The organism is Massilia consociata (genome assembly GCF_042432755.1).
Taxonomy (GTDB): Bacteria; Pseudomonadota; Gammaproteobacteria; order Burkholderiales; family Burkholderiaceae_D; genus Telluria; species Telluria consociata.
The window spans coordinates 687,301-708,405 of sequence record NZ_JBHLWP010000009.1 but is presented as its reverse complement, the minus strand read 5'-3'; the positions used below and the strand labels follow the sequence as shown (position 1 = coordinate 708,405).

Sequence of the window (21,105 nt, the reverse complement as noted above, 5' to 3'; positions counted from 1 at the left end):
TGGAAGTGCAGTAATGCATTAAGCTAACCAGTACTAATTGCCCGTACGGCTTGTCCCTATAACCTTGGCAGTCATGCCAGGTCAGGAAATACAGCGCGTGCTTGTTGATACGAATTACCCCAAGAATAAAAACATACTTCTTCCGGATTGCAGGGATGTTGGCCAACTGGTCAACTCTCTTACAAGTCAAAGCCTGATGACCATAGCAAGTCGGTCCCACCCCTTCCCATCCCGAACAGGACCGTGAAACGACTTTGCGCCGATGATAGTGCTGCAACCAGTGTGAAAGTAGGTTATCGTCAGGCTAGTTATATGAAAAACCCCGCAGAGTGATCTCTGCGGGGTTTTTTGCTTTGGGCGCACGAAACTGCGCCATGCGTCATGCAACGATGAAAGATCACCACGCTGGAGCGAAGTGGATCTTGCGACAGTTAGTTTTTTGCTTGACCTGAATCAAACAAAAACTTGAGCGACTCGGACACACTGAGTTCAATCTCAGCAGCGCAGCCCGGTTCGCTACCTACATGCAAGGGATGCTGCCGGGCAGCGAGACGCAGAAGGTGCTCATCCGCAGCGTAATTCCGGTGATGGTGCACCGTCGATGACACTTCGGCTCTGGAGGACAAATCATGTACAAGCGCATACTCGTGCCAACCGATGGCTCGCCCATCTCCGGGCAGGCCGTCGACGCCGCCATTGAACTTGCCCGGGCCTGCGGCAGCGCGATCGTCGCGCTGTCGATCGCCGAGCCCGCGCCCGCCATCCCGTCGGTCGAGGCGGCCATGGTGGTGGACCCGGGCCAGCAGGTGAATGAGCTGCTGGAGCACGCCCATGGTTTCGCCGCTGCCGTTGCCGAGCGCGCCCGTGCCGCCGGGATCGCGTGTACCCCCATCGCCAGCTTCATGCCGGACACGGCGCAGGCGATCGTCGGGGCCGCGCGTGAGCACGGCTGCGACCTGATCGTGATGGGCTCGCACGGCCGGCGCGGCTTGAGCAGGTTACTGGCCGGTAGCGTCACGCAGGCTGTGCTGGCTCACGCACCGGTTCCGGTCATGGTCCTGCGACCGGGAGCGGGCGCCAGCGCCACGTAGCCGGTCCTCCTCAATCCAGCCACGGATGCGCCGCCAGCCACCGCCCGAGCTCGTTGTCATTGGCGCACTTCAGTTTGCTGAAGATGTTGGCGCGGTGCGTCTCCACCGAGCGGTGGCTGCAGGGAGGAACGAGTACGCGTGCGATCTCCTTGTTGGGCTGGCCGAGGCCCACGAGCCGGGCCACCTCGCGCTCGCGTGGCGTTAGTTCGGCCCACATCCGCAGGGCCTGGGCGCGTGCGCGCGCCAGCGTGGTGGCGGCGGGGAGCTTGTCCAGCAGTTGCTGGGTGTCGGGTTTTTCCACCCAGTCGTAGGCGCCGCGCCGGACCGCTTCCAGCGCGGTCGGGATGTCGCCGTGCGCGGACAGGAACAGGGTCACGAGGGGGCTGTGCGCGGCCAGCAGGCGTTCGAACACGGCCAGGCCGCTCATGCCGCCCATGCGCAGGTCGAGGATCACGCAGCCCGGCTGGCGCATGTCCACCGCTTCCAGGAAGGCCTCGCCGGATTCGAAGGCCTGGACGGCGAGCCCCTGGGAGAACAGCAGCAGGAACAGCGAACGGCGCAGGGCCTCGTCGTCGTCGACGACGTAGAGCATCAAGGGCATCTCTTTCATGGGACGGTGGGGAGCGTGAAGGAAAAAATGGCGCCGCCGTCGGCGCCGTTTTCGACGGTGATGACGCCGCCGTGGGCCTCGACGATGGTGCGGCAGATGTTCAAGCCCAGGCCGAGACCGTCGGGCTTGGTGGTGAAAAACGGAGCGAACACCTGTTCCAGCTGCGCTGGCGGAATTCCCGGGCCCTGGTCGGCGACGCTGGTGCACAGCCCCTGCCGGGTAGCGCGGCAGGAAAGCGCGATGCAGCGGCGGTGGGGCGGCTGGTCCTGCACGGCCTGCATCGCATTCTGGATCAGGTTGACGAGGACTTGCTCGAGCAGGACCCGGTCCCCCCGCACCAGGACGCCGGCGTCGTCCAGCGCGGGGTCCACCCTGACATCCAGGCCGACACCCTGGCGCTGCAGTTCCGGCTTCAGCAGCGTTTCCGCATGCAGGATGACGCTCTCCATCGCCAGGCTTTCGTACTGGCCCCGTTGCGGGTTGATGAAAGCGCGCACCCGCTTGACGATTTCGCTCGCGCGCTTGGACTGCCCGACGATCTCGTCGAGCGCGTTGCCCAGCATGTCCGGTGAGCCGTGCGCGGCCAGCGCGCGCGCCGCCACCGCGAAATTGGACAAGGCCATCAGCGGCTGGTTGAGTTCGTGCGCCAGCGTCGAGGCCATCTCGCCGACGCTCGCCAGCCGGGCGCTGCGCTGCAGGCGCAGCTCCTGGTCGCGCTGCCGGGCTTGGGCCTGTTTTTGTGCGGTGATGTCCACGACCGAACTCATCGTGCCCTGGTGCACGCCCTGCGCGTCGACCAGTGGGGCGCTGTAGACCATCGTGATGACGTCATGGCCGTCCTTGTGCCGGAGGCGCGATTCGAAGCCGTGGGGCGCGGCGCGTCCTTGCAGCGCATCGTCGCTCTCGCGGGCCTGCTTGTCCAGGTCGTCCGGATGCCAGTAGGGGTAGGGCGGCCGGCAACCGAGCAAGTCTTCGGCACTGTAGCCGACCATGGCGCAGAACGCAGGATTGACGTAGATGATCTTGCCATCCGGATCGCGGGCGCGCATGCCCACGAGCAGGGAATCTTCCATCGCCTTGCGGAAGGCGTGCGCTTCCTGCAGGTCGCGGGTGCGTTCTTCCACCCGGCGTTCCAGTTCCAGGCGCGCGGCGCGCTGCTCGACGAAGCGCTTTTCGCGCAGGCGCCAGTACAGCACGCCGAGCAGCAGCAGCGCAAGGGCCAGCGCGGTGAGCGTGCGCGCGGCCCGGCGCGCCTGCTGTACTTCCTTCATGTCGGTCGTGTTCGTCAGGGTCCAGCCGAGCTCCGGCAGCGGCGTGTCGAGCGCCAGCAGGTTCCTGCGGCGCCCCTGCACGACGGTGCGCAGCACGAAGGCGGAGGCGTCGTGGCGCGCCTCCACCGTCCATGGCAGGAGATCGAAACGCGCGCGATCGGCGTACTGCTCGTGTTCGGCGATCCAGCGCGCGTCAAGCGCGGAAACGGGGCGTACGCTGTGGAACAGCCACGCGGGCTCGCCGCTCAGGAAGACGATGCCGCGGCTGTCCCTGAGCAGCACCGGATCGGCGACGCGCATCCACGTGGCCTGCAGCGCTTCCAGGCTGATCTTGACCACCACCACGCCGAGGATGGCGCCTTCCACCCGCACGGGCTCGGCGATGAACAGGCCGGACTGTCCGGTGGTCAGGCCGAGGCCATAGAAGAATCCACGGCGGCCCTGCACGGCATCCTCGAAGTAGGCGCGCTGGCGGTAGTACTGGCCGACGAAGCTCGACGGCGTGTTCCAGTTGCTGGCGGAAAGCGTCAGCCCGTCGCGGTCGACCAGGTACAGGGCGGCGGCGCCGGTGGTCGCCTGCAGGTCGGCAAAATAGTCGTTGACGCGCGCCTGCAGGGCCGCATCGCGCGGGGCGCGCAGCAGCGCATGCACGCCCGGGTGGCGCGCCGCCGCGTGCGGCAGGAAGTCGTGTTTCTCGACCAGCCCGCGCAGTCCCAGCGCGTGCGCGGCCGCGGCCTGGCGCAAGGCTTCCATCTGGGTCTGCAGCTCGCGCTGTTCGGCCCAGTGTCCCGTCGCCACGACCAGGACCAGCGCTGCCGCGGCTGCGGCGAACCCGCGCCAATGACGCGCAGTGAACCAGCTGGTCATTCCATTTCCTAAGGATCAGATCGCGAGACGATAACAGTTACAAGGGCGGTTTGGAACACCTCTGCGTAGTTTTACGGAGGCGGCAGCGCCGAAGTTGCGGATGCGCGTTGCACTGCCGAGCGGGATAGTAGCGGCCAGGAACGGGATGATGCATCGATCGCCCGTCGATCACAGGAGACAACAATGACGACAGTCACAACGAGGCCGGCTGCCGGCGGCCGCACCGCCGGCGCCGCCGCTGCCGGCGAGCGCATTTCCGGCAAGCGCCTGCGCGCAATCTTCGTCGGCTCGTCCGGCAACCTGGTCGAGTGGTTCGACTTCTACTGCTATTCGGCGTTCGCGTTGTACTTCGCGAGCTCGTTCTTCCCGGCCCAGGACACGACCGCGCAAATGATGTCCACGGCCGGCATCTTTGCCCTTGGATTTTTTGTGCGACCGCTCGGCGGCATCCTGTTCGGCCGCCTGGCCGACCGGCGCGGCCGCAGGACGGCCCTGATGGCCTCGGTCCTGCTCATGTGCTTCGGCTCGCTCCTGATCGCCTGCGCGCCGACCTACGCCACCGCCGGCATCCTGTCGCCCTGCATCCTGCTGCTGGCGCGCCTGCTGCAAGGCCTCAGCCTCGGCGGCGAGTACGGCGCCAGCGCCACCTATCTGTCGGAAATGGCGGATTCGAAGCATCGCGGCTTCTACGCCAGCTTCCAGTACGTCACGCTGATCGGCGGCCAGTTGCTGGCGCTGCTGCTCCTGCTCGTCCTGCAGCGCTTCCTGCTCTCCGACGAGCAACTGCGCGCCTGGGGCTGGCGGATCCCGTTCTTTATCGGCGCCACCCTCGCCGTGCTGGCCCTGACCATGCGTCACAACATGCCGGAGACCGATTCCTTCGAAGCCGCGCGCAAGAAGGCCAAGCCGATGGGCGGACTGCGCCAACTGGCTCAGCATCCGAAAGAGGTGTTGCTGGTGATCGGCCTGACGATGGGCGGCACGCTGGCCTTCTATGTCTACACCACCTACATGCAGAAATTCCTGCGCCTGTCCGTCGGCCTCACCGATGCCCAGACCACGGCGGTTTCCGCGGGCTCGCTGCTGTTCGCCATGTGCCTGCAACCCCTGTACGGCGCGCTGTCCGACCGGATCGGCCGCCGTCCCCTGCTGGTGGGCTTCGCCTTGCTCGGCACGCTCTTCACCGTGCCGCTGCTTACGGCCATCCGCAATGCCAGCGGCCCATGGGAGGCCTTCGCGCTGATCGCCTGCGCCTGGATCATCGTGTCCGGCTACACCTCGATCAACGCGCTGGTCAAGGCCGAGATGTTCCCGGCCAGCATCCGGGCCACCGGTGTCGGCGTGCCGTACGCTTTCGCGGTGTCGGTGTTCGGCGGAACGGCCGAGTACATGGCCCTGTGGTTCAAGTCGATTGACCTGGAAAGCGGCTTCTACTGGTACGCCACCGGCGTGATCGCTTGCACCCTGGTGGTCTGCTGGTTCATGCGGGACACCGCGGCCAATTCCCGGATCGATGCGGAGGCGAGGGGCCACTGAGGTCCCGGTAGAGCCCTACCGTCAGGCATGCCCGACCCCGGCGGCGCTGTACTGGTGCTCGAACTCCGCCAGCGGAAGAGGGCGGCCTAGCAGGAAGCCCTGCATCGAGGAACAGCCGCCATGAACCAGGAAACTGCGTTGTGCCTCGTGCTCGACGCCCTCGGCGACGATATCGAGCTTGAGCTTGCGCGCCAGCGCGATGATGGCCTCGACGATCGATGCCGAGCCGGCGTCGGTACTGACGTCGCGTACGAAGGAGCGGTCAATCTTCAGTTCCGAGAGCGGGAAGCGCTTGAGATAGGCCAGCGAGGAGTAGCCGGTGCCGAAGTCGTCGAGCGAGAAGCAGATGCCGTGCGCGCGGAGCTGGTGCATGCGGCCGCTGATCTCGTGCATGTCCTCGGCAAACACGCTTTCGGTCAGCTCCAGGCACAGCCTCCCGGCGGGGGCCCCGGTGCCGTCCAGGATGCCGGCGACGGCGGAAGGGAAATCGGGGTGCCGCATCTGGTGTACGCTCACATTCACCGCCAGCTTCAGGCGCCCGAGCGTGGAGTCGTCCTGCCAGCGGGCGAGCGCGCGGCAGGTCTCATTCAGCACATGCTCGCCAAGCGGAAGGATGAGGCCCGACTCTTCGGCGAAACCGATGAAATGCTCGGGGCCGATCAGGTCGTGCTCCCCACGTTGCCAGCGCACCAGGACTTCCGCGCCCCTCAAGCGTCCCCGGGCGTCGAACTGGGGCTGGCAGAACAGGCGGAACTGGCCCAGCGAGAGGCCATTGCGCATCGCGCCCTCGAATGCGGCGCGGCGGTCTGCCGCATCCTGCATGCTGCGGTCGAAGAAGCGTGCGATCCCGCGCCCGTCGGCCTTGGCGCGATACATTGCCAGGTCGGCCTGCTTCAGCAGCGTCTCGACCTTGGCGTCCACGCCGTTGAATAGCGCAATGCCGATGCTTGCCGTGCTCTTGAACAGGAGCGCGTCGAGCTGATAGGGCTCGCCCAGGGCGGAAAGGATCTTGCTCACGGCACGCTCCGCCTCGGCCGCCGCCCCTCGCGCCGAATAGTCCAGGCCCTCGAGCACGACGACGAATTCGTCGCCGCCGAGCCGGGCAAGCTGGTCGCTGTGGCGGACCGTGCAGCGCAGCCGGTGGGCCGCCTGGCGCAGCAGCATGTCGCCCATGTCGTGCCCCATCGTGTCGTTGAGCAGCTTGAAGTTGTCCAGGTCGAGGTAGAGCAGGGCACTGTAGTGGCCCGAGCGCCGGCCGCGCGCCAGGACGTGCTCCAGCTCCTCGAGCAGGAAGCGGCGGTTCGGCAGGCCGGTGAGGTGATCGTAGTAGGCCAGCTCGTAGATGCGCCGCTCGGTGCGCTTGCGCTCGGTGAGGTCGGTGTTCACGCCCGAGATGCGCAAGGCCCGGCCGGTGTCGTCACGCAGGACGTAGCCGCGCGACAGCACCGGCACGTAGTGGCCATCCACGTGGCGCAGCCGGAACTCCAGGCTGTAGCCTTCGCGCCGGCTGGGCAGCAGGTCCACGAGGTAGTCCGCGATCATGGCGTCGTCGTCCGGGTGCAGGAGACCTCGCCAGGCGCTGGAATCGTCGACGCCTTCGCCGCTGGGGTAACCGAGCATGTTCCACCAGCGCTCCGAGTAATACACTTCACCGGTGAGCAGGTCCCAGTCCCAGGGAGCGTCGGTGGAGCCCTTGAGCACCAGCCTCAACCTCTCCTCGGATTTCGCCAGCGATTCCTGGGCATGTTTCAGCGCGGTGCAATCGGTGAAGCAGACCACCACCTGCTGGATGTTTCCGGCTTCGTCGAACTCGGGATAGGCGTTACACAGCAGCCAGGTCGTCGAACCTGAGCTGACGATGCCGCCGACGAGACCGGACAGTTTCCGGCCCGTGTTCAGCACGACGTTCGCGGGGAATTCCTCGGGGGACATGGGAGACCCATCCTCGCGGAGGATGGTCCAGGCGCTTGCGCCGGTATGCGCCTCGAGCAGCTCGGCTTCGGTACGGCCCAGCAGTTCCTGGGCCAGGCGGTTGGCCGACACGATGCGGCCGTCCGCGGCATGCACGACGACGCCCGCCGGCAGGTGGTCGTGCAGCGCGTCGGGATAACGCAGTACGTCCGCTGGGGTAGTGTGGGGCATGGCGGTCCGGATCGCGCAAGACGGCAAGATGATTAGCGAGCCAATGGCGGGATGCTAGCAGGTCCGGTATCCGCTGGCGCGCGCCTGACCCGTGCACGGGCTCCTTGCATGCCGCGAAGCTGCCTTCCGCGCGCTGGAATCTGCTAGCATACTGGTCCTCTCTCGTCAGCATGCATCGTGTTCCCCTCGTCGCCATCACGCCGTACCTGTCAGGCCCTGTTCGGCAGGGCTGCATAGCTCGCTTATGCCGTACCGCGGGAATGCCCGCTTCGCGCGGCGACAACCATTCAAGCGTTTATTTGGAATTTTCATGGAAATCAAAGTCAACTTCCTCGACAAGCTGCGTCTCGAAGCCAAGTTCGATGACTTCACGGTCATCGCCGACCAGCCTATCCGCTATAAAGGCGACGGCTCGGCCCCCGGCCCCTTCGATTATTTCCTGGCCTCGTCGGCCTTGTGCGCGGCATACTTCGTGAAGTTGTACTGCGACACCCGCAATATCCCGACCGAGAATATCCGCCTGTCGCAGAATAATATCGTCGACCCGGAAAACCGCTACCAGCAGATTTTCAAGATCCAGGTCGAGCTGCCGCCGGATATCTCCGACAAGGACCGCCAGGGCATCCTGCGCTCGATCGACCGCTGCACCGTGAAAAAAGTGGTGCAGACCGGTCCCGAGTTCGTGATCGAAGAGGTCGAGAACCTGGATGCCGACGCCCAGGCGCTGCTGACCCTGCAGCCCGGTGCCGAGTCGGCCACCTACATCCCGGGCAAGGACCTGCCGCTGGAGCAGACCATTGCCAACATGTCGGGCATGCTGGCGAGCTGGGGCATCAAGATCGAGATCGCGTCGTGGCGCAACATCGTCCCGAACGTGTGGTCGCTGCACATCCGCGACGCGCACTCGCCGATGTGCTTTACCAACGGCAAGGGAGCGACGAAGGAAAGCGCGCTGGCGTCGGCCCTGGGCGAATATATCGAGCGCCTGAACAACAACCATTTCTACGCCGGCGTGTACTGGGGCGAAGACATCGCCAACGCGCCCTTCGTCCATTATCCGAACGAGCGCTGGTTCAAGCCCGGACCCGACGATGCGATCCCGAGCGGAATCCTCGACGCGTACTGCCTGCCGATCTACGACCCGGATGGCGAACTGCGCGGCTCGCACCTGATCGATACCAACTCCGGTAACGTCGAGCGCGGCATCGTCTCCCTGCCGTTCCTACGGCATTCCGACGGTGAAGTGGTCTATTTCCCGTCCAACCTGGTCGAGAACCTGTACGCCAGCAATGGCATGAGTGCCGGCAATACGCTTGCCGAAGCGCAAGTCCAGTGCCTTTCCGAGATCTTCGAGCGGGCAGTCAAGCGCGAAATCCTGGAAGGCGAGCTCGCCCTGCCGGACGTGCCGCAGGACGTGCTGGCGAAGTATCCCGGCATCCTGGCCGGCATCAAGGGGCTGGAAGAGCAGGGCTTCCCGGTGCTGGTCAAGGATGCGTCGCTGGGCGGGACCTATCCGGTCATGTGCGTGACCCTGATGAACCCGCGCACCGGCGGCGTCTTTGCCTCGTTCGGCGCGCACCCGAGCTTCGAGGTGGCGCTGGAGCGCAGCCTGACGGAACTGCTGCAGGGGCGCAGCTTCGAAGGCCTGAACGACCTGCCGCAGCCCACCTTCGCCAGCGAGGCGGTGACCGAACCGTACAACTTCGTCGAGCACTTCATCGATTCCAGCGGGGTGGTGTCGTGGCGCTTCTTCAGCGCCAGGGCCGATTTCGATTTTGTCGAATGGGACTTTTCGGCGCGGGGCAAGGATTCCAATGCCGAGGAAGCCGCGACCCTGCTCGGCATTCTCGAAGACATGGGCAAGGAGGTCTATACGGCGGTGTACGACCAGCTGGGCGCTGTCGCCTGCCGGATCCTGGTGCCCGGCTATTCGGAGATCTACCCGGCCGAAGACCTGGTCTGGGACAACACCAACAAGTCGCTGTTGTTCCGCGAAGATATCCTGAACCTGCATCGCCTGGACGATGCCGCCCTGGCGGCACTGCTCGAGCGCCTGGAAAACAACGAGCTGGACGAGTACTCCGACATCGCCAGCCTGATCGGCATCGAGTTCGACGAGAACACGGACTGGGGACAGCTCACGGTGCTCGAGCTGCGGCTCCTGATCAACCTCGCCCTGCAGCAATTCGACGAGGCGCACGAGCTGGTGGGCGCCTTCCTGCAGTACAACGACAACACCGTCGAACGCCGCCTGTTCTACCAGGCGATGAACGTGGTGCTGGAAGTGGTGCTCGATGACGAACTGGAGCTGGACGACTACGTCGTCAACTTCCGCCGCATGTATGGCAACGCGCGCATGGATGCGGTGCTGGGCTCGGTGGACGGCAGCGTGCGCTTCCACGGCCTGACGCCGACCAGCACGAAGCTGGAAGGCCTCGACCGGCACCACCGCCTGCTCGACAGCTACCGGAAACTGCATGCGGCGCGGGCCAAGGCCGCGGCCGCATCCAGGTAAGCCCGGGGCGTAGCCGCTACCCGTCGTTTTCGGCTTTCGGCGGCTGCGCCAGCACCCACATGAAGTACAAGGCCTTGGCGGCCTTGGCGCGGGTGACGGTGGCCGTCGGTTCCAGCAGGCGTCCGTTGACCATGCGCCCGCGTGCAATGCCCGCTTCCGAGCGTATCAGGCCGAGTTCGTACGCTTCCTTGAGCCTGGCCGCGTAGGGCGCCGACACGTCGCCCGTATCGAGCAAGCCGTCCCAACGGACCAGCGGGTAATACATCGCCCCCTGCGCACCGCTGTCGAGGTTGGGGTCGTAGCCCGGCGCGCCGGGGAGCACCGTCTTGCCGTTGTAGTCGGTCATGTACTTCGGCGGGGCGCTGAACTTCGCCCGGTAGGCGTCCAGCAGGACCGCGCCCATGGCTTCGCGCGTGAGCGGCCCGTCCCGGGTTATCTTCGCCTGCCGGGCCAGTGCGCTCGCGTCCAGGCCCATCACGGTGCCGAGCGCCGCCACGAATTCGCGCGTCTGCATCGGCTGCTGCGGGTGGAAGTTGCCCTGGGCGTCCTTGCGCAATGCGCCCAGTTGCAGCAGTTTCTCGATCTGGTCCCGGTAATACGCGTTGTCTCCGCTGGCGATGTCGCGCGCGATCTCGGGATGGATTGCGGACCAGTCGCCGGCGCCGATGGCGGCCCGCACCTCGCTCCTGAGCTGCGCGGCGATGCCGGACGCGACCCTGTCCCCCTGTTGTGCGAGCTGCGCCAGTTCGGTGGCGACGATCCGCGCGTACTGCTTCGACAGCGATTCCCGGAAGTGGGTGCCGTCGATCTTGTTGGCGGGGTGGCCGTTGGCATAGCTGCCGTCGTTGGTCTTGCCGGGCGTCTCGCCGGCCTCGATCGCCATCACCATCGCCGTGATGGCGGGCACGCCGGTCTGGTTGTAGAAGTCGACGCTGCGCGCATTCAGGTCGACCACCGTGACGCCGTGGGCCGCGCCCAGCTTCTTCATCAGGTCGGGGAAGCGCCGCTTCCTGAACGAGTTCACATAGGCTTCGCCCGGCCGGGCATTGCCGTTCACGCGCGACATCGGCGTCACGAACACCGGGACCATGCCGCGCGCGCGGATCGCGGGCAGGTAGAACTGCGTGATGAAGGTTTCGTACATTGCCTCGGTCGAGCCCCGTCCGAAGCGGCGCATCTCGTCTTCGCTCTCGTCGTTGTGGCCGAACTGGATCATGACGATGTCGCCGACGTGCCCGGCCAGCAGCAGGTCGTTCAACCGCCCTTCGGCGTAGGCGTTGCGGAACGACCGCCCGCCCATCGAGTAGTTCAGCACGCGCACCTTGCGCGGGTCGAACAGCTTGTCGAACACCTGGCCCCAGCCGCTCATCGGGGCTTCGTCGAAGGTGTAGGATTTGACCGTCGAATCGCCCAGCGTGTAAATGGCGGGCAGCACACCCGCCGGCCTGGTCTGCGCTGCGATCGGGGTGATGCTGATTTCCTCGACCCCGACCGGTACATGCGGGCGCTTCGGTTCGATTTCGATATCGATGAAATCGCGTCCATTGACGTAGCGGTAGGACCATTCCTTTCCTTGCGCGGTGACGGTCGTCCGGTTCGGCAGCAGGCCCGCCGCATCCCAGAACACGCCGGGCGCCAGGCGGCTGGTCTGCATGCCGGTGACCGACACGATGGTGTCGTCGGCGCCCGAGGTGGTGCGCACGCGAATGGCATAGGCGCCCGGCGCGGCCTTGATGCGGAAGGCCATGCCGTAGTTGTTGTAATGGTCCTTCTCGTAGTTCTTCTCGGCCTCGAAGCTAGGCTCGGCGATCACGAAGCCCGTGCCATCGCTGCGGATCCCGGCGGTATGCACCGGCCGCGCGGGCAGGGCGCCGGTGCGGTCCACGAAACCATGGCCGGTGGCGGCGTCGAACAGGGGCACGCCGTCGCGCGCGCTCCACTTGACCTGGATGGCGCCCGGCATGGGCTGGTTCGTGAAATTGAAGCGCAGCGCCTGCGGCGGCGCTGGCTCCCATGCGTGCGCCGGCAACGCGGCGAGCGCGAGGAGGCAGAACAACAGGGCAGTGAATGCGCTACGCATGGCGGCGCCGGATCGACCGTGCCGTTTCTGCGGGTTGGAGACTGGATGGAGTGGGCAGGCTGCGTACATACGAGGCATGGGGGTCAGGCACGGCGCGGCCGGGAATGCTGGAGTATTGCATGTGGTGTGAACATCTGGCAATTTCGCGAGTTGCGAGCGAGCGGCGGCGCCGGGTTCGGATGGGCAGCGGGAGTCAGAGCGGCCGCACCCAGATGTTCCGGAAGCTGACCGCATCGCCATGGTCCTGCAGCTTGATCGGCGCCGGCCCGTGCCTGCGGTACGACGGCTTGCCCGCATACACCGTCTCGCCCTGGAGGGCGACATGGTGCTGCACCAGCACGCCGTTGTGCAGCACTGTCACATGGGCGGGCGAGACCAGTGCGCCGTCGCTGGAGAAGCGCGGGGCGGTCCAGATGACATCGTAGGCCTGCCATTCGCCGGCCGCGGCGCAGGCGTTCACCAGCGGGATGTGCTGCTTGTAGATGCTCGCCGCCTGCCCGTTCGCATAGGTCTGGTTGTCGGCGCAGTCGAGGATCTGGATCTCGTAGCCGCTGCCGGCGCCGGTCGAGGCGAGGAACAGGCCACTGTTGCCCCTGGCCTGGCCGTTCCCGGCGAGCGAAGCGGGCACGCGCCACTCGAGGTGGATCTGGTAGTCCGTGAACAGGCGCCTGGTCTGGATGTCTCCGCTCCCGCCGCGGACCGTGAGGACGCCGCCCGCCACGATCCAGTCGGCCGGCTTGCCGGGCGTAGCGGCGGATACCCATTCGCGCAGGTCCCCGCCATCGAACAGCACGATCGCGTCGGATGGCGCGCCGGATGAGGCGCCGGGAGCGACGCGCCTGGGCTGTGCGCCCCACACTTCGGTGTCCTTCGGGTCCGGCTGCTGCCGGTCCTGGGCCGCCACCGGAAGCAGCAGCGCCAATCCGAACATCACCACCCCCGTTTTTGCAATCATGGCCTGCCCTGATGGATAAAAAGGAAAAAAGAATAGCACGCCGGACTGGACCCGGTGGCGGTGGACGCATGCGGTGGCCTGCCCGCGTCCGTGCCCATGCTGCTTGCATGCGCCGGGGCGTCGTCCGTGGCCTTGTCACGCCAACCTGCAAGCAGGATATTATTTTTGCAGCTATGCTAGTCCATGTTCACACCCATCCGGCCGCCCCCGCAGCGCGCGGCGGCCGGGCACAGCGAACGGTGGAGCAGCCTGCCCATGCCGGGCAGGCCGGATTGACATAACTTTTTTAGGAACGAACATGAGCAGTGAGAGCGATCTCAGCGGGAACGACGACACCCAATTGCGCGCAGATGCGCTCGAATACCATCGCAGTCCGGTGCGCGGCAAGATCGAGGTCGTCGCGACCAAACCCCTGTCCAACCAGCGCGACCTGTCGCTGGCCTATTCGCCCGGCGTGGCCTATGCCTGCGAGGAGATCGCCGCCGACCCGAACATGGCCGCCGAGTACACCTCGCGCGCCAACCTGGTGGCAGTGATCAGCAACGGCACCGCCGTGCTCGGCCTGGGCAACATCGGCCCGCTGGCATCGAAGCCGGTGATGGAGGGCAAAGGCTGCCTGTTCAAGAAATTTGCCGGTGTCGACGTGTTCGACCTGGAACTGGCGGAGAACGATCCGGACAAGCTGGTCGATGCCATCGCCATGCTCGAGCCGACGGTGGGCGGCATCAACCTCGAGGACATCAAGGCGCCCGAGTGCTTCTACATCGAGAAGAAGCTGCGCGAGCGCATGAACATCCCGGTCTTCCACGACGACCAGCACGGCACCGCGATCATCTCGAGCGCGGCCCTGCTCAACGCGCTGAAGGTGGTGGGCAAGGACATCGGCAGCGTCAAGCTGGCCGCCTCCGGCGCCGGCGCCGCGGCGATCGCCTGCCTGGACATGATGGTGAGCCTGGGCGTGAAGCAGGAGAACATCTTCGTCACGGACTCCAAGGGCGTGATCTGGCAGGGCCGCGAGGCCAACATGGAAGCCAACAAGGCGCGCTATGCGCAGGACACCCCTGCGCGTACCTTGGCCGATATCGTCAAGGATGCCGACGTGTTCCTGGGCTGCTCCACGGCCGGCGTGCTGAGCGCCGAGATGGTGAAAACCATGGCGGACAAGCCGGTGATCCTGGCCCTGGCCAATCCGGAACCGGAGATCCGCCCGGAAGTGGCCAAGGCCGCCCGCCCGGACTGCATCGTGGCGACCGGCCGTTCGGACTACCCGAACCAGGTGAACAACGTGCTGTGCTTCCCCTACATCTTCCGTGGCGCGCTGGACTGCGGCGCGACGCGCATCACCGACGAGATGAAGCTGGCCTGCGTGGGCGCGATCGCGCGCCTGGCCGAGGCCGAGGCCAACGACACCGTGGCCGAAGCCTATGCCGGCCAGGACCTGACGTTCGGCCCGGAATACATCATCCCGAAACCCTTCGACCCGCGCCTGATGGCGGCCATCGCCCCGGCCGTCGCCGAAGCCGCGGCAAGCTCCGGCGTGGCCACGCGCCCGATCGCCGACATGGACGCCTACCGGGCGCGCCTGGGCGAGATGATCTACCACACCGGTTTCTTCATGAAGCCGGTGTTCGCCAAGGCCAAGGCGGCCCCGCGCCGCGTCGCCTACGCCGAAGGCGCCGACGGGCGCGTGCTGCGCGCGGTGCAGACCGTGGTCGACGCAGGCCTGGCCAAGCCGGTGCTGATCGGTACCGCACAGGCGGTGGAGACGGCGGTGAAGCAGTCCGGCCTGCGCCTGAAGCGCGACGTCGACTACGTGCTGGCCGAACCGGATGGCAGCGGCGATGCGACCCTCCAGGGTACGCGCCTGCTGCAGTCCGGCGAGGTCGACGCCCTGATCTGCGGCATGGCGGGCACCTACGACAGTCACCTGGCGCACGTGCGCGACGTGATCGGCACCGCGCCGGGCGCCGGCGTGCTGGCGGCGATGAATGCGCTGGTGCTGGACAAGCTGACCCTGTTCATCACCGACACCTACGTCAACGACAATCCGTCGGCGCAGGAACTGGCGGACATCACGCGCCTGGCCGCGACCGAATTGCGCCATTTCGGGCTCGAGCCCAAGGCGGCGCTGCTGTCGCATTCGATCTTCGGTTCGTCCGAGCGTCCCTCGGCGCGCAAGATGCGCGAAGCGCGCGCGCTGCTGGCTGAAAGCGCGCCGGAACTGGCCTTGATCGGCGAGGTGCACGGCGACGCCGCACTGTCCGAGGAAATCCGGCGCCTGTACCAGCCGGCGGGAGAAGCGGCGGACCCCGGCGGGTTTGCCGGCAGCGCCAATCTCCTGGTGATGCCTTCGCTGGATGCCGCGAACATCCTGTTCAACGTGCTGAAGGTGGCGGCGGGCAAGGGCGTCACCGTCGGTCCGATCCTGCTGGGCGCGGCCAAGGCGGTGCACATCCTGAGCCCGAGTGCGACCGTGCGCCGCATCGTCAACATGACGGCGCTTGCAGTGGCAGGCGTGCGCTGACCGCTGGGTGCACGCCGGGGCAAACCGGCGTGCATCTTCATCTACTTCCGGCAGGACCTCACTTCACCAGTGTCACGGGGATGTCGACCTGCTGTACCACGCGCATGGCGACCGATCCGATCACGAGGCTCGCCAGGGCGCCGCGCCCGCGCGTGCCCATCACGATCGCATCGCAACCGGTCTCGCGCGCATGGGCTGCAATCTCGGTTGCGGGCTCGCCGAAGCGGCAATGGAGGGTGTAGGGAACTCCGGCCGCGTCGAGGGCGGAGATGGCCGGCTGCAGGGCCTGCGCGGCCTGCGGCGGGAAGCGGTCGTCCAGGCCCTGCGCGGCGAAGGCCTCGGACAGGGTCACAGCCGTCATGGGCTCGATCACGTGCAGCAACTGCAGGCTCGGCGGCGAGCTTCTCCCAAGCCCTTCGGCGGCGTGGCGCACGGCGCGCAATGCGCTGTCCGACCCGTCGCATGGAATCAATACCTTGTTCATGGCGTCTCCCGGGTAAGGTCGTCCACAGGATCGTGGAGCGGCGTGTCGCCGCCAGTGTACCCGATCCCGCACCGGGGTCGCGTTCGCTCGTCCATGGCGCGCCGGCAGAGGATCCGCGCGCCCGATCCGCACGCTTATTCCGGGCGCTTGTTCCAGGTGCTTCCCACGAAGGCACGGAGCAGGCGGTTGAACGCCGCCGCATGGGTGACGTTCATCCCGTGCGACGCGCCCAGGATGGTGCGCTTGTCGACGTGCCCGATCCAGCCGGCCAGCTTTTCCACGTTGTCGCGGTACATGCGCGGGCTTCGCTGCCCTTCGACGAGCAGGGTGCGGCACGCGATGCCGGCCGCCGCTGCGCGGGTATAGGCCGGCAAGGGATCGCGGAACTGCTTCGGCAGCGTGGACGCGTTGGCGGTCGCCATCGTGCGGAACGAGGCCGGGCTCTTGCGCCAGATGCCGGGCATGCTGACCGAGTCGACGAACAGCTCCAGGCCGGCGTCGATCGCGCCGCCATCGATCAGCTCGGCCACCCGGGCGCGCAGCAGGTCGGTTGCGGCGGGCGGCGCTGCCGCCTGGTCCCCCTCGGTATGCACGGGGCCGGCGGGATCGGCCAGCGTCAGCGTCCTGACCAGCTCCGGATACTCGCGCGCCAGGTGGAACGCGACGCACGCCCCGCGCGAGTGGCCCACCAGGTGCACCGGGCCCACGTTCATCGCGGCGATGAATTCGGCGAGCTCGGCGACGTGCGTCTTCCAGCCGAACGTTCCCCCGGCATGGCCGTCGCCGCCCGGCCAGTAGTGGCTGAGGCTGACCGACACGCAGAAGAAATCCCTGGAAAGGACGTCCGCCTGGCTGTTCCAGTAGCGGTAGTCGCACAGCGAACCGTGGACGAACAGCAGCGGCTCCCCGGAGCCGGCGGCCACGTAGGGGACACGGGCACCGGACGGGATGCGGGCAAAGCACAATTCGGGGACTGCGAAGATGCGTGGATCAGCTGGTGCGTTCATGGTTGGCTCCTTTCCACTACTATGCACGATGGCGTTACTTAAGAAAATCGCATAATATTGAAGGTATCCATCTGATTATCTGATACCCGTTCCCCCCTTTTTTCACGAGCCGAGCCGATACCCTTGAAAGCACTCGACCTGGACGTCCTGGCCATGATCGTGGCGGTGGCCGATACCGGCAACATCAGCCGCGCGGCCGAAGTCGTGCACCGTTCGCAATCGGCGGTGAGCATGCAGATCAAGACCCTCGAAAACGCGCTCGGCAAGCCGCTGTTCGTGCGTCGCTCGCGCAGCGTCACGCCGACGCAGGACGGCGAAGTGCTCCTGAGCTTCGCGCGGCGCATGCTCGCGCTGCGCGACGAAGCCTGGGCCGCGGTGGTCCGGCCCGACGTGACCGGGCGCGTGGTTCTCGGCGTCCCCGACGACTATGCGTCCTCGCTGCTGCCGCCGATCCTCAAGAAGTTTTCCGCCACCTATCCGAAGGTGGAGATCCAGGTGGTCGGGCTGCCGAGCGTGGCGCTCGCGCCGATGGTGAAGGACGGGTCGGTGGACCTGGTCTGCGCCACGCGCGTGAAAGGCCTGTCCGGCGAGTTCGTCCGCTTCGAGCCGATGGTGTGGGCGGCCTCGCCCAGCGTGCACGAGATCTGGCGCGAGCGGCCGTTGCCGATCGCCGTCTTCCTGCCCGGCAGCGTGGCGCGCGAGAACGCGATCCGCAGCCTGGAGCGCGCCGCGATCCCTTACCGGACCTCGTACGAGAGCCCGAGCCTGATGGGGCTGCTGAGCATGGTGGAGGCGGGGCTCGCGATCGCGCCGCTGGCGCGCTGTGCGGTCCCGGCGCATCTGAGCCTGCTGGGCCAGGCGCAGGGCTTGCCGGAGATCGATGCGCTGGAGGTCATCCTCGCGCGCAGCACGAAGTCGCGCCGTCCGCCCTGCGACTTCATGGCCGAGAAAATCATGGCGGAGCTGCGCCGATGAACCGCTTGATGGAACCGGAATGCATCTGGGACGCTGGCGCCCACCTGGGCGAGGGCGCGCTGTGGCATGCGGCGACGCGCTCGGTGTACTTCGTCGACATCAAGGGCGGGCGCATCCACCGCTGCGCCGCGGACGGCAGCCGGCGGCGCAGCTGGGAAGCGCCGGGCCAGCCCGGCTTCGTGGTGCCGGCAGCAAGCGGCAGCCTGGTCTGCGCGCTGGAAGACGGCCTGTACCGCATGAGCGAGGCGACCGGCGAGTTCACGCCCTTGCGCAGGGTCGAGGAAGACCTGCCGGGCAACCGCTTCAACGACGGCTACGTGGATGCCGGCGGCAACCTGTGGTTCGGTTCGATGGACGACGGCCAGGTGCGGCCGACCGGCGCGCTGTACCGGCTCGACCGGGATGGCGCGCTGGCGCGCGCCGACGACGGCTACATCATCACCAACGGCCCGGCCATCAGCCCGGACGGCCGGACCCTGTATCACACGGACACGCCGCTGCGCCGCGTATACGCTTTCGACCTCGCCTTCGACCCGCGCGCCGGCGGGCTGCTCGCCAACAAGCGCGTCTTCCTCCAGCTGCCGGAAGGCAGTCGTCCGGACGGCATGGCGGTCGACAGCGAGGGCCACCTGTGGATCGCGCTGTTCGGCGCCGGCCGCATCGAGCGGTATACGGCCGCCGGGCGGCTGGTGGGCGCCGTCCGTTTCCCGTGTTCAAACATCACCAAGCTGGCCTTCGGCGGCGACGACCTGTGCACTGCCTACGTCACCACGGCGTGGAAGGGCCTGTCGCCGGAGCAGCGCGCCGCCCAGCCGCTGGCCGGCGGCCTGTTCGCCTTCCGCGTCGATACGCCGGGCCTGCCGCACAACGTGCTGGCCCTCGGCTGAGCCGGCGGTCATCCGGACGGCGCGCGCACGACCACGGCCCGCGCGTTTGCAGCCGGGCCGATCAAGGAGTATGCTGGCCTCGACAAGACAAGAGCTTTGAAGTGGAGACCATCATGAAACTTCGGCCGGCATCCCTGCATCTTCCCATCCCGTTCCAGCGCCCCTTGCGCTTCGGCCGCCGCTGGCGCGGCCACGAACTGCCTTTGCGCATCATCCAGCTGGCCATGATCGTCGTGCTTGCATGGTTCGGCACGAAGCTGATCGTCCAGGCGGTTACGCTGGCAACCCGGGCGTTTGCCGGGCTCGTGTCCTAGAGCCGGGTTCCGGCGTGCGGCCGGGTACATCGTCGGGGGCGGCTCGGTGATGTTCGTGAGTTCCGGCCTGGCGCCGGGCACGCCTTCGGGCCACAATCAGAGGAAGATGGACGCTCAGGCGCCCCCCGGCATACACTGTGTGGATCCGATTCGCACATCCACCTTTCATGATCATTTCGTCCGCCACCGACTTTCGCGAAGCGGCACGCCGCCGGCTGCCGCCTTTCCTGTTCCACTACCTCGACGGCGGCGCCGGCGCCGAGCAGACGCTGCGCAGCAACGTCGACGATCTGCAGGCGGTCAGGCTGCGCCAGCGTGTGCTGCGCGGCTCCGAGCAGCTGGACCTGGGGGTGAAGTGGTTCGGCCGGGAATACGCGCTGCCGATCGCGCTGGCCCCGGTCGGCCTGACCGGCATGTATGCGCGCCGCGGCGAGGTGCAGGCGGTGCGCGCCGCCTGCCACCGCAACATCCCCTTCATCCAGTCCACCGTCTCGGTCTGCCCGCTGTCCGAGGTGGCGGCGCAGGCCTCGAAGCCGATCTGGTTCCAGCTGTACGTGCTGAAGGACCGCGGCTTCATGCGCGACGTGATGCGGCGCGCCTGGGAGCTGGGCTCGACGACCCTGGTGTTCACGGTGGACATGCCGGTGCCCGGCGCGCGCTACCGCGACGCCCATAGCGGCATGAGCGGCCCCAACGGCCCGCTGCGGCGGGTGCTGCAGGCCATGACGCGTCCACGCTGGGCCTGGGACGTGGGCCTGTTCGGCCGTCCGCACGACCTCGGGAATATCTCCGCCTACCGCGGCAATGCCACCGGCCTGGCGGACTACATCGGCTGGCTTGGCGCGAACTTCGACCCGGGCATCGCCTGGCAGGACCTGCAGTGGATACGCGACGAGTGGCAGGGCAGGCTCGTCATCAAGGGCATCCTCGACCCGGAAGATGCGCGCGATGCGCTGGCCTTCGGCGCCGACGGCATCGTGGTGTCGAACCATGGCGGGCGCCAGCTGGACGGCGCCCCGTCCAGCGCGCACGCGCTTCCCTCGATCGCCGAGGCCGTGAAAGGGCAGATGACGATCTTCGCCGACGGCGGCGTGCGCACCGGCACCGATGTGTTCCGCATGCTGGCGCTGGGCGCCGACGGGGTGCTGATCGGCCGCGCCTTCGTGTATGCGCTGGCGACCCAGGGGCAGGCCGGAGTCGAACGCCTGCTGGCCATCATGGAAAAGGACTTGCGCACCAACATGGTCCTGACGGGCGTGCAATCGGTGCGCGAGATCGGGCCGCACCTGCTGGCGCGTTGAGCGTCCTGCACCCGGGCGATGGCTGTGATACTGTGTCCAAATGCTCAGTATCGTGACATGGCTGCCATGACTTCCGTCCCGCTCCACATCCGGCCCGCCGGACCGGCCGACCAGGCATTCTTCGTCGAGCTGTACCGCTCCACCCGCGCCGACCTGCAGGCGATGCTTGCCGATCCGCGCTACATCGACGCGATCGTCGCCATGCAGCAGCAGGCGCAGGCGGCCGGCTATCGCAACAGCTATCCCGATGCGCTGTACCAGGTGCTGGAACTGGACGGGATCGCGGCGGGCCGCCTGGTCACGGCCGACGCCGCCGGCGCCCTGCGGGTGGTCGATATCGCGGTCATACCGTGGGCGCGCGGGCGTGGCGTGGCAAGCGAGGCGCTGCGCCGCCTGCAGCGGCAGGCGGCCCTGGAAGGGCGCGACGTGACGCTGGGGGTACGCAAGGACAACGCCGGCGCGCGCCGGCTGTACCTGGCGCTGGGCTTCGCCGTGGAAGGCGAAGACGCCGCCAGCCTGCAGCTGCGCTGGCGCGCCTAGCCAGGC

At 67.0% G+C, this 21,105-nt stretch carries 16 protein-coding genes and 1 rRNA gene; 10 read left to right on the top strand and 7 right to left on the bottom strand.

Features of this window, described 5'->3' with window-relative positions:
• Nucleotides 1-192: 192 nt before the first annotated feature.
• Both rrf and ACFFJK_RS10120 read left to right on the top strand, forming a co-directional pair.
• Nucleotides 193-305: ribosomal RNA gene (gene rrf / locus ACFFJK_RS10125) — 5S ribosomal RNA — on the top strand.
• A 324-nt stretch (nucleotides 306-629) separates the two neighbouring features.
• Nucleotides 630-1,091: a universal stress protein gene (locus tag ACFFJK_RS10120; protein ID WP_379678987.1), complete on the top strand. Its 462-nt coding sequence runs from the start codon at nucleotides 630-632 to the stop codon at nucleotides 1,089-1,091.
• A 10-nt stretch (nucleotides 1,092-1,101) separates the two neighbouring features.
• Here the strand turns inward: ACFFJK_RS10120 and ACFFJK_RS10115 are convergent, their stop codons facing one another.
• Together ACFFJK_RS10115 and ACFFJK_RS10110 are read right to left on the bottom strand one after the other, a co-directional pair.
• On the bottom strand, nucleotides 1,102-1,701 hold the full coding sequence (locus ACFFJK_RS10115) for a response regulator transcription factor (protein ID WP_379678986.1): 600 nt from the start codon (nucleotides 1,699-1,701) through the stop codon (nucleotides 1,102-1,104).
• On the bottom strand, nucleotides 1,698-3,839 hold the full coding sequence (locus ACFFJK_RS10110) for a sensor histidine kinase (RefSeq protein WP_379678985.1): 2,142 nt from the start codon (nucleotides 3,837-3,839) through the stop codon (nucleotides 1,698-1,700). The genes ACFFJK_RS10115 and ACFFJK_RS10110 overlap by 4 nt, the downstream gene beginning before the upstream one ends.
• 183 nt (nucleotides 3,840-4,022) lie before the next feature.
• On the opposite strand from ACFFJK_RS10110, the gene ACFFJK_RS10105 reads away from it, so the two are divergent.
• On the top strand, nucleotides 4,023-5,375 hold the full coding sequence (locus ACFFJK_RS10105) for an MFS transporter (RefSeq protein WP_379678984.1): 1,353 nt from the start codon (nucleotides 4,023-4,025) through the stop codon (nucleotides 5,373-5,375).
• 21 nt (nucleotides 5,376-5,396) lie between these two features.
• On the opposite strand, the gene ACFFJK_RS10100 is transcribed toward ACFFJK_RS10105, so the two are convergent.
• Nucleotides 5,397-7,517, bottom strand: coding sequence for a putative bifunctional diguanylate cyclase/phosphodiesterase (locus tag ACFFJK_RS10100; RefSeq protein ID WP_379678983.1), 2,121 nt, complete (start codon nucleotides 7,515-7,517; stop codon nucleotides 5,397-5,399).
• A gap of 310 nt (nucleotides 7,518-7,827) precedes the next feature.
• Here ACFFJK_RS10100 and ACFFJK_RS10095 point away from each other — a divergent pair, with 310 nt between their 5' ends.
• Complete coding sequence (locus tag ACFFJK_RS10095) at nucleotides 7,828-10,032, top strand: OsmC domain/YcaO domain-containing protein (RefSeq protein WP_379678982.1); 2,205 nt, start codon at nucleotides 7,828-7,830, stop codon at nucleotides 10,030-10,032.
• Nucleotides 10,033-10,048: 16 nt separating this feature from the next.
• Here the strand turns inward: ACFFJK_RS10095 and ACFFJK_RS10090 are convergent, their stop codons facing one another.
• The gene (locus ACFFJK_RS10090; RefSeq protein ID WP_379678981.1) at nucleotides 10,049-12,112 is read right to left on the bottom strand and encodes a GDSL-type esterase/lipase family protein; all 2,064 of its coding nucleotides are present in this window, start codon (nucleotides 12,110-12,112) and stop codon (nucleotides 10,049-10,051) included.
• A 193-nt stretch (nucleotides 12,113-12,305) separates the two neighbouring features.
• Nucleotides 12,306-13,067, bottom strand: a complete 762-nt coding sequence (locus ACFFJK_RS10085; protein WP_379678980.1) for a 3-keto-disaccharide hydrolase — start codon at nucleotides 13,065-13,067, stop codon at nucleotides 12,306-12,308.
• 298 nt (nucleotides 13,068-13,365) lie between these two features.
• Between ACFFJK_RS10085 and ACFFJK_RS10080 the strand changes: the two genes are divergently transcribed.
• Nucleotides 13,366-15,591 carry an NADP-dependent malic enzyme gene (locus ACFFJK_RS10080; protein ID WP_379678979.1) on the top strand — a complete coding sequence of 742 codons (2,226 nt, stop codon included), beginning with the start codon at nucleotides 13,366-13,368 and terminating at the stop codon, nucleotides 15,589-15,591.
• A 58-nt stretch (nucleotides 15,592-15,649) separates the two neighbouring features.
• On the opposite strand, the gene ACFFJK_RS10075 is transcribed toward ACFFJK_RS10080, so the two are convergent.
• Together ACFFJK_RS10075 and ACFFJK_RS10070 are read right to left on the bottom strand one after the other, a co-directional pair.
• Nucleotides 15,650-16,075, bottom strand: coding sequence for a universal stress protein (locus ACFFJK_RS10075; protein WP_379678978.1), 426 nt, complete (start codon nucleotides 16,073-16,075; stop codon nucleotides 15,650-15,652).
• A 134-nt stretch (nucleotides 16,076-16,209) separates the two neighbouring features.
• A complete protein-coding gene (locus tag ACFFJK_RS10070) occupies nucleotides 16,210-17,082 on the bottom strand; it encodes an alpha/beta fold hydrolase (protein ID WP_379678977.1) in 873 nt (290 codons plus the stop codon).
• Nucleotides 17,083-17,205: 123 nt separating this feature from the next.
• Here ACFFJK_RS10070 and ACFFJK_RS10065 point away from each other — a divergent pair, with 123 nt between their 5' ends.
• The 5 genes from ACFFJK_RS10065 to ACFFJK_RS10045 all read left to right on the top strand — a co-directional run bounded on the left by ACFFJK_RS10065 (nucleotide 17,206) and on the right by ACFFJK_RS10045 (nucleotide 21,099).
• On the top strand, nucleotides 17,206-18,057 hold the full coding sequence (locus ACFFJK_RS10065) for a LysR substrate-binding domain-containing protein (protein WP_379678976.1): 852 nt from the start codon (nucleotides 17,206-17,208) through the stop codon (nucleotides 18,055-18,057).
• The gene (locus tag ACFFJK_RS10060; protein WP_379678975.1) at nucleotides 18,054-18,944 is read left to right on the top strand and encodes an SMP-30/gluconolactonase/LRE family protein; all 891 of its coding nucleotides are present in this window, start codon (nucleotides 18,054-18,056) and stop codon (nucleotides 18,942-18,944) included. The genes ACFFJK_RS10065 and ACFFJK_RS10060 overlap by 4 nt, the downstream gene beginning before the upstream one ends.
• A 113-nt stretch (nucleotides 18,945-19,057) precedes the next feature.
• Nucleotides 19,058-19,258: a hypothetical protein gene (locus tag ACFFJK_RS10055; protein ID WP_379678974.1), complete on the top strand. Its 201-nt coding sequence runs from the start codon at nucleotides 19,058-19,060 to the stop codon at nucleotides 19,256-19,258.
• A 167-nt stretch (nucleotides 19,259-19,425) separates the two neighbouring features.
• A complete protein-coding gene (lldD, locus tag ACFFJK_RS10050) occupies nucleotides 19,426-20,559 on the top strand; it encodes an FMN-dependent L-lactate dehydrogenase LldD (protein ID WP_379678973.1) in 1,134 nt (377 codons plus the stop codon).
• A gap of 66 nt (nucleotides 20,560-20,625) precedes the next feature.
• Nucleotides 20,626-21,099, top strand: coding sequence for a GNAT family N-acetyltransferase (locus ACFFJK_RS10045; RefSeq protein ID WP_379678972.1), 474 nt, complete (start codon nucleotides 20,626-20,628; stop codon nucleotides 21,097-21,099).
• Nucleotides 21,100-21,105 lie beyond the last annotated feature (6 nt).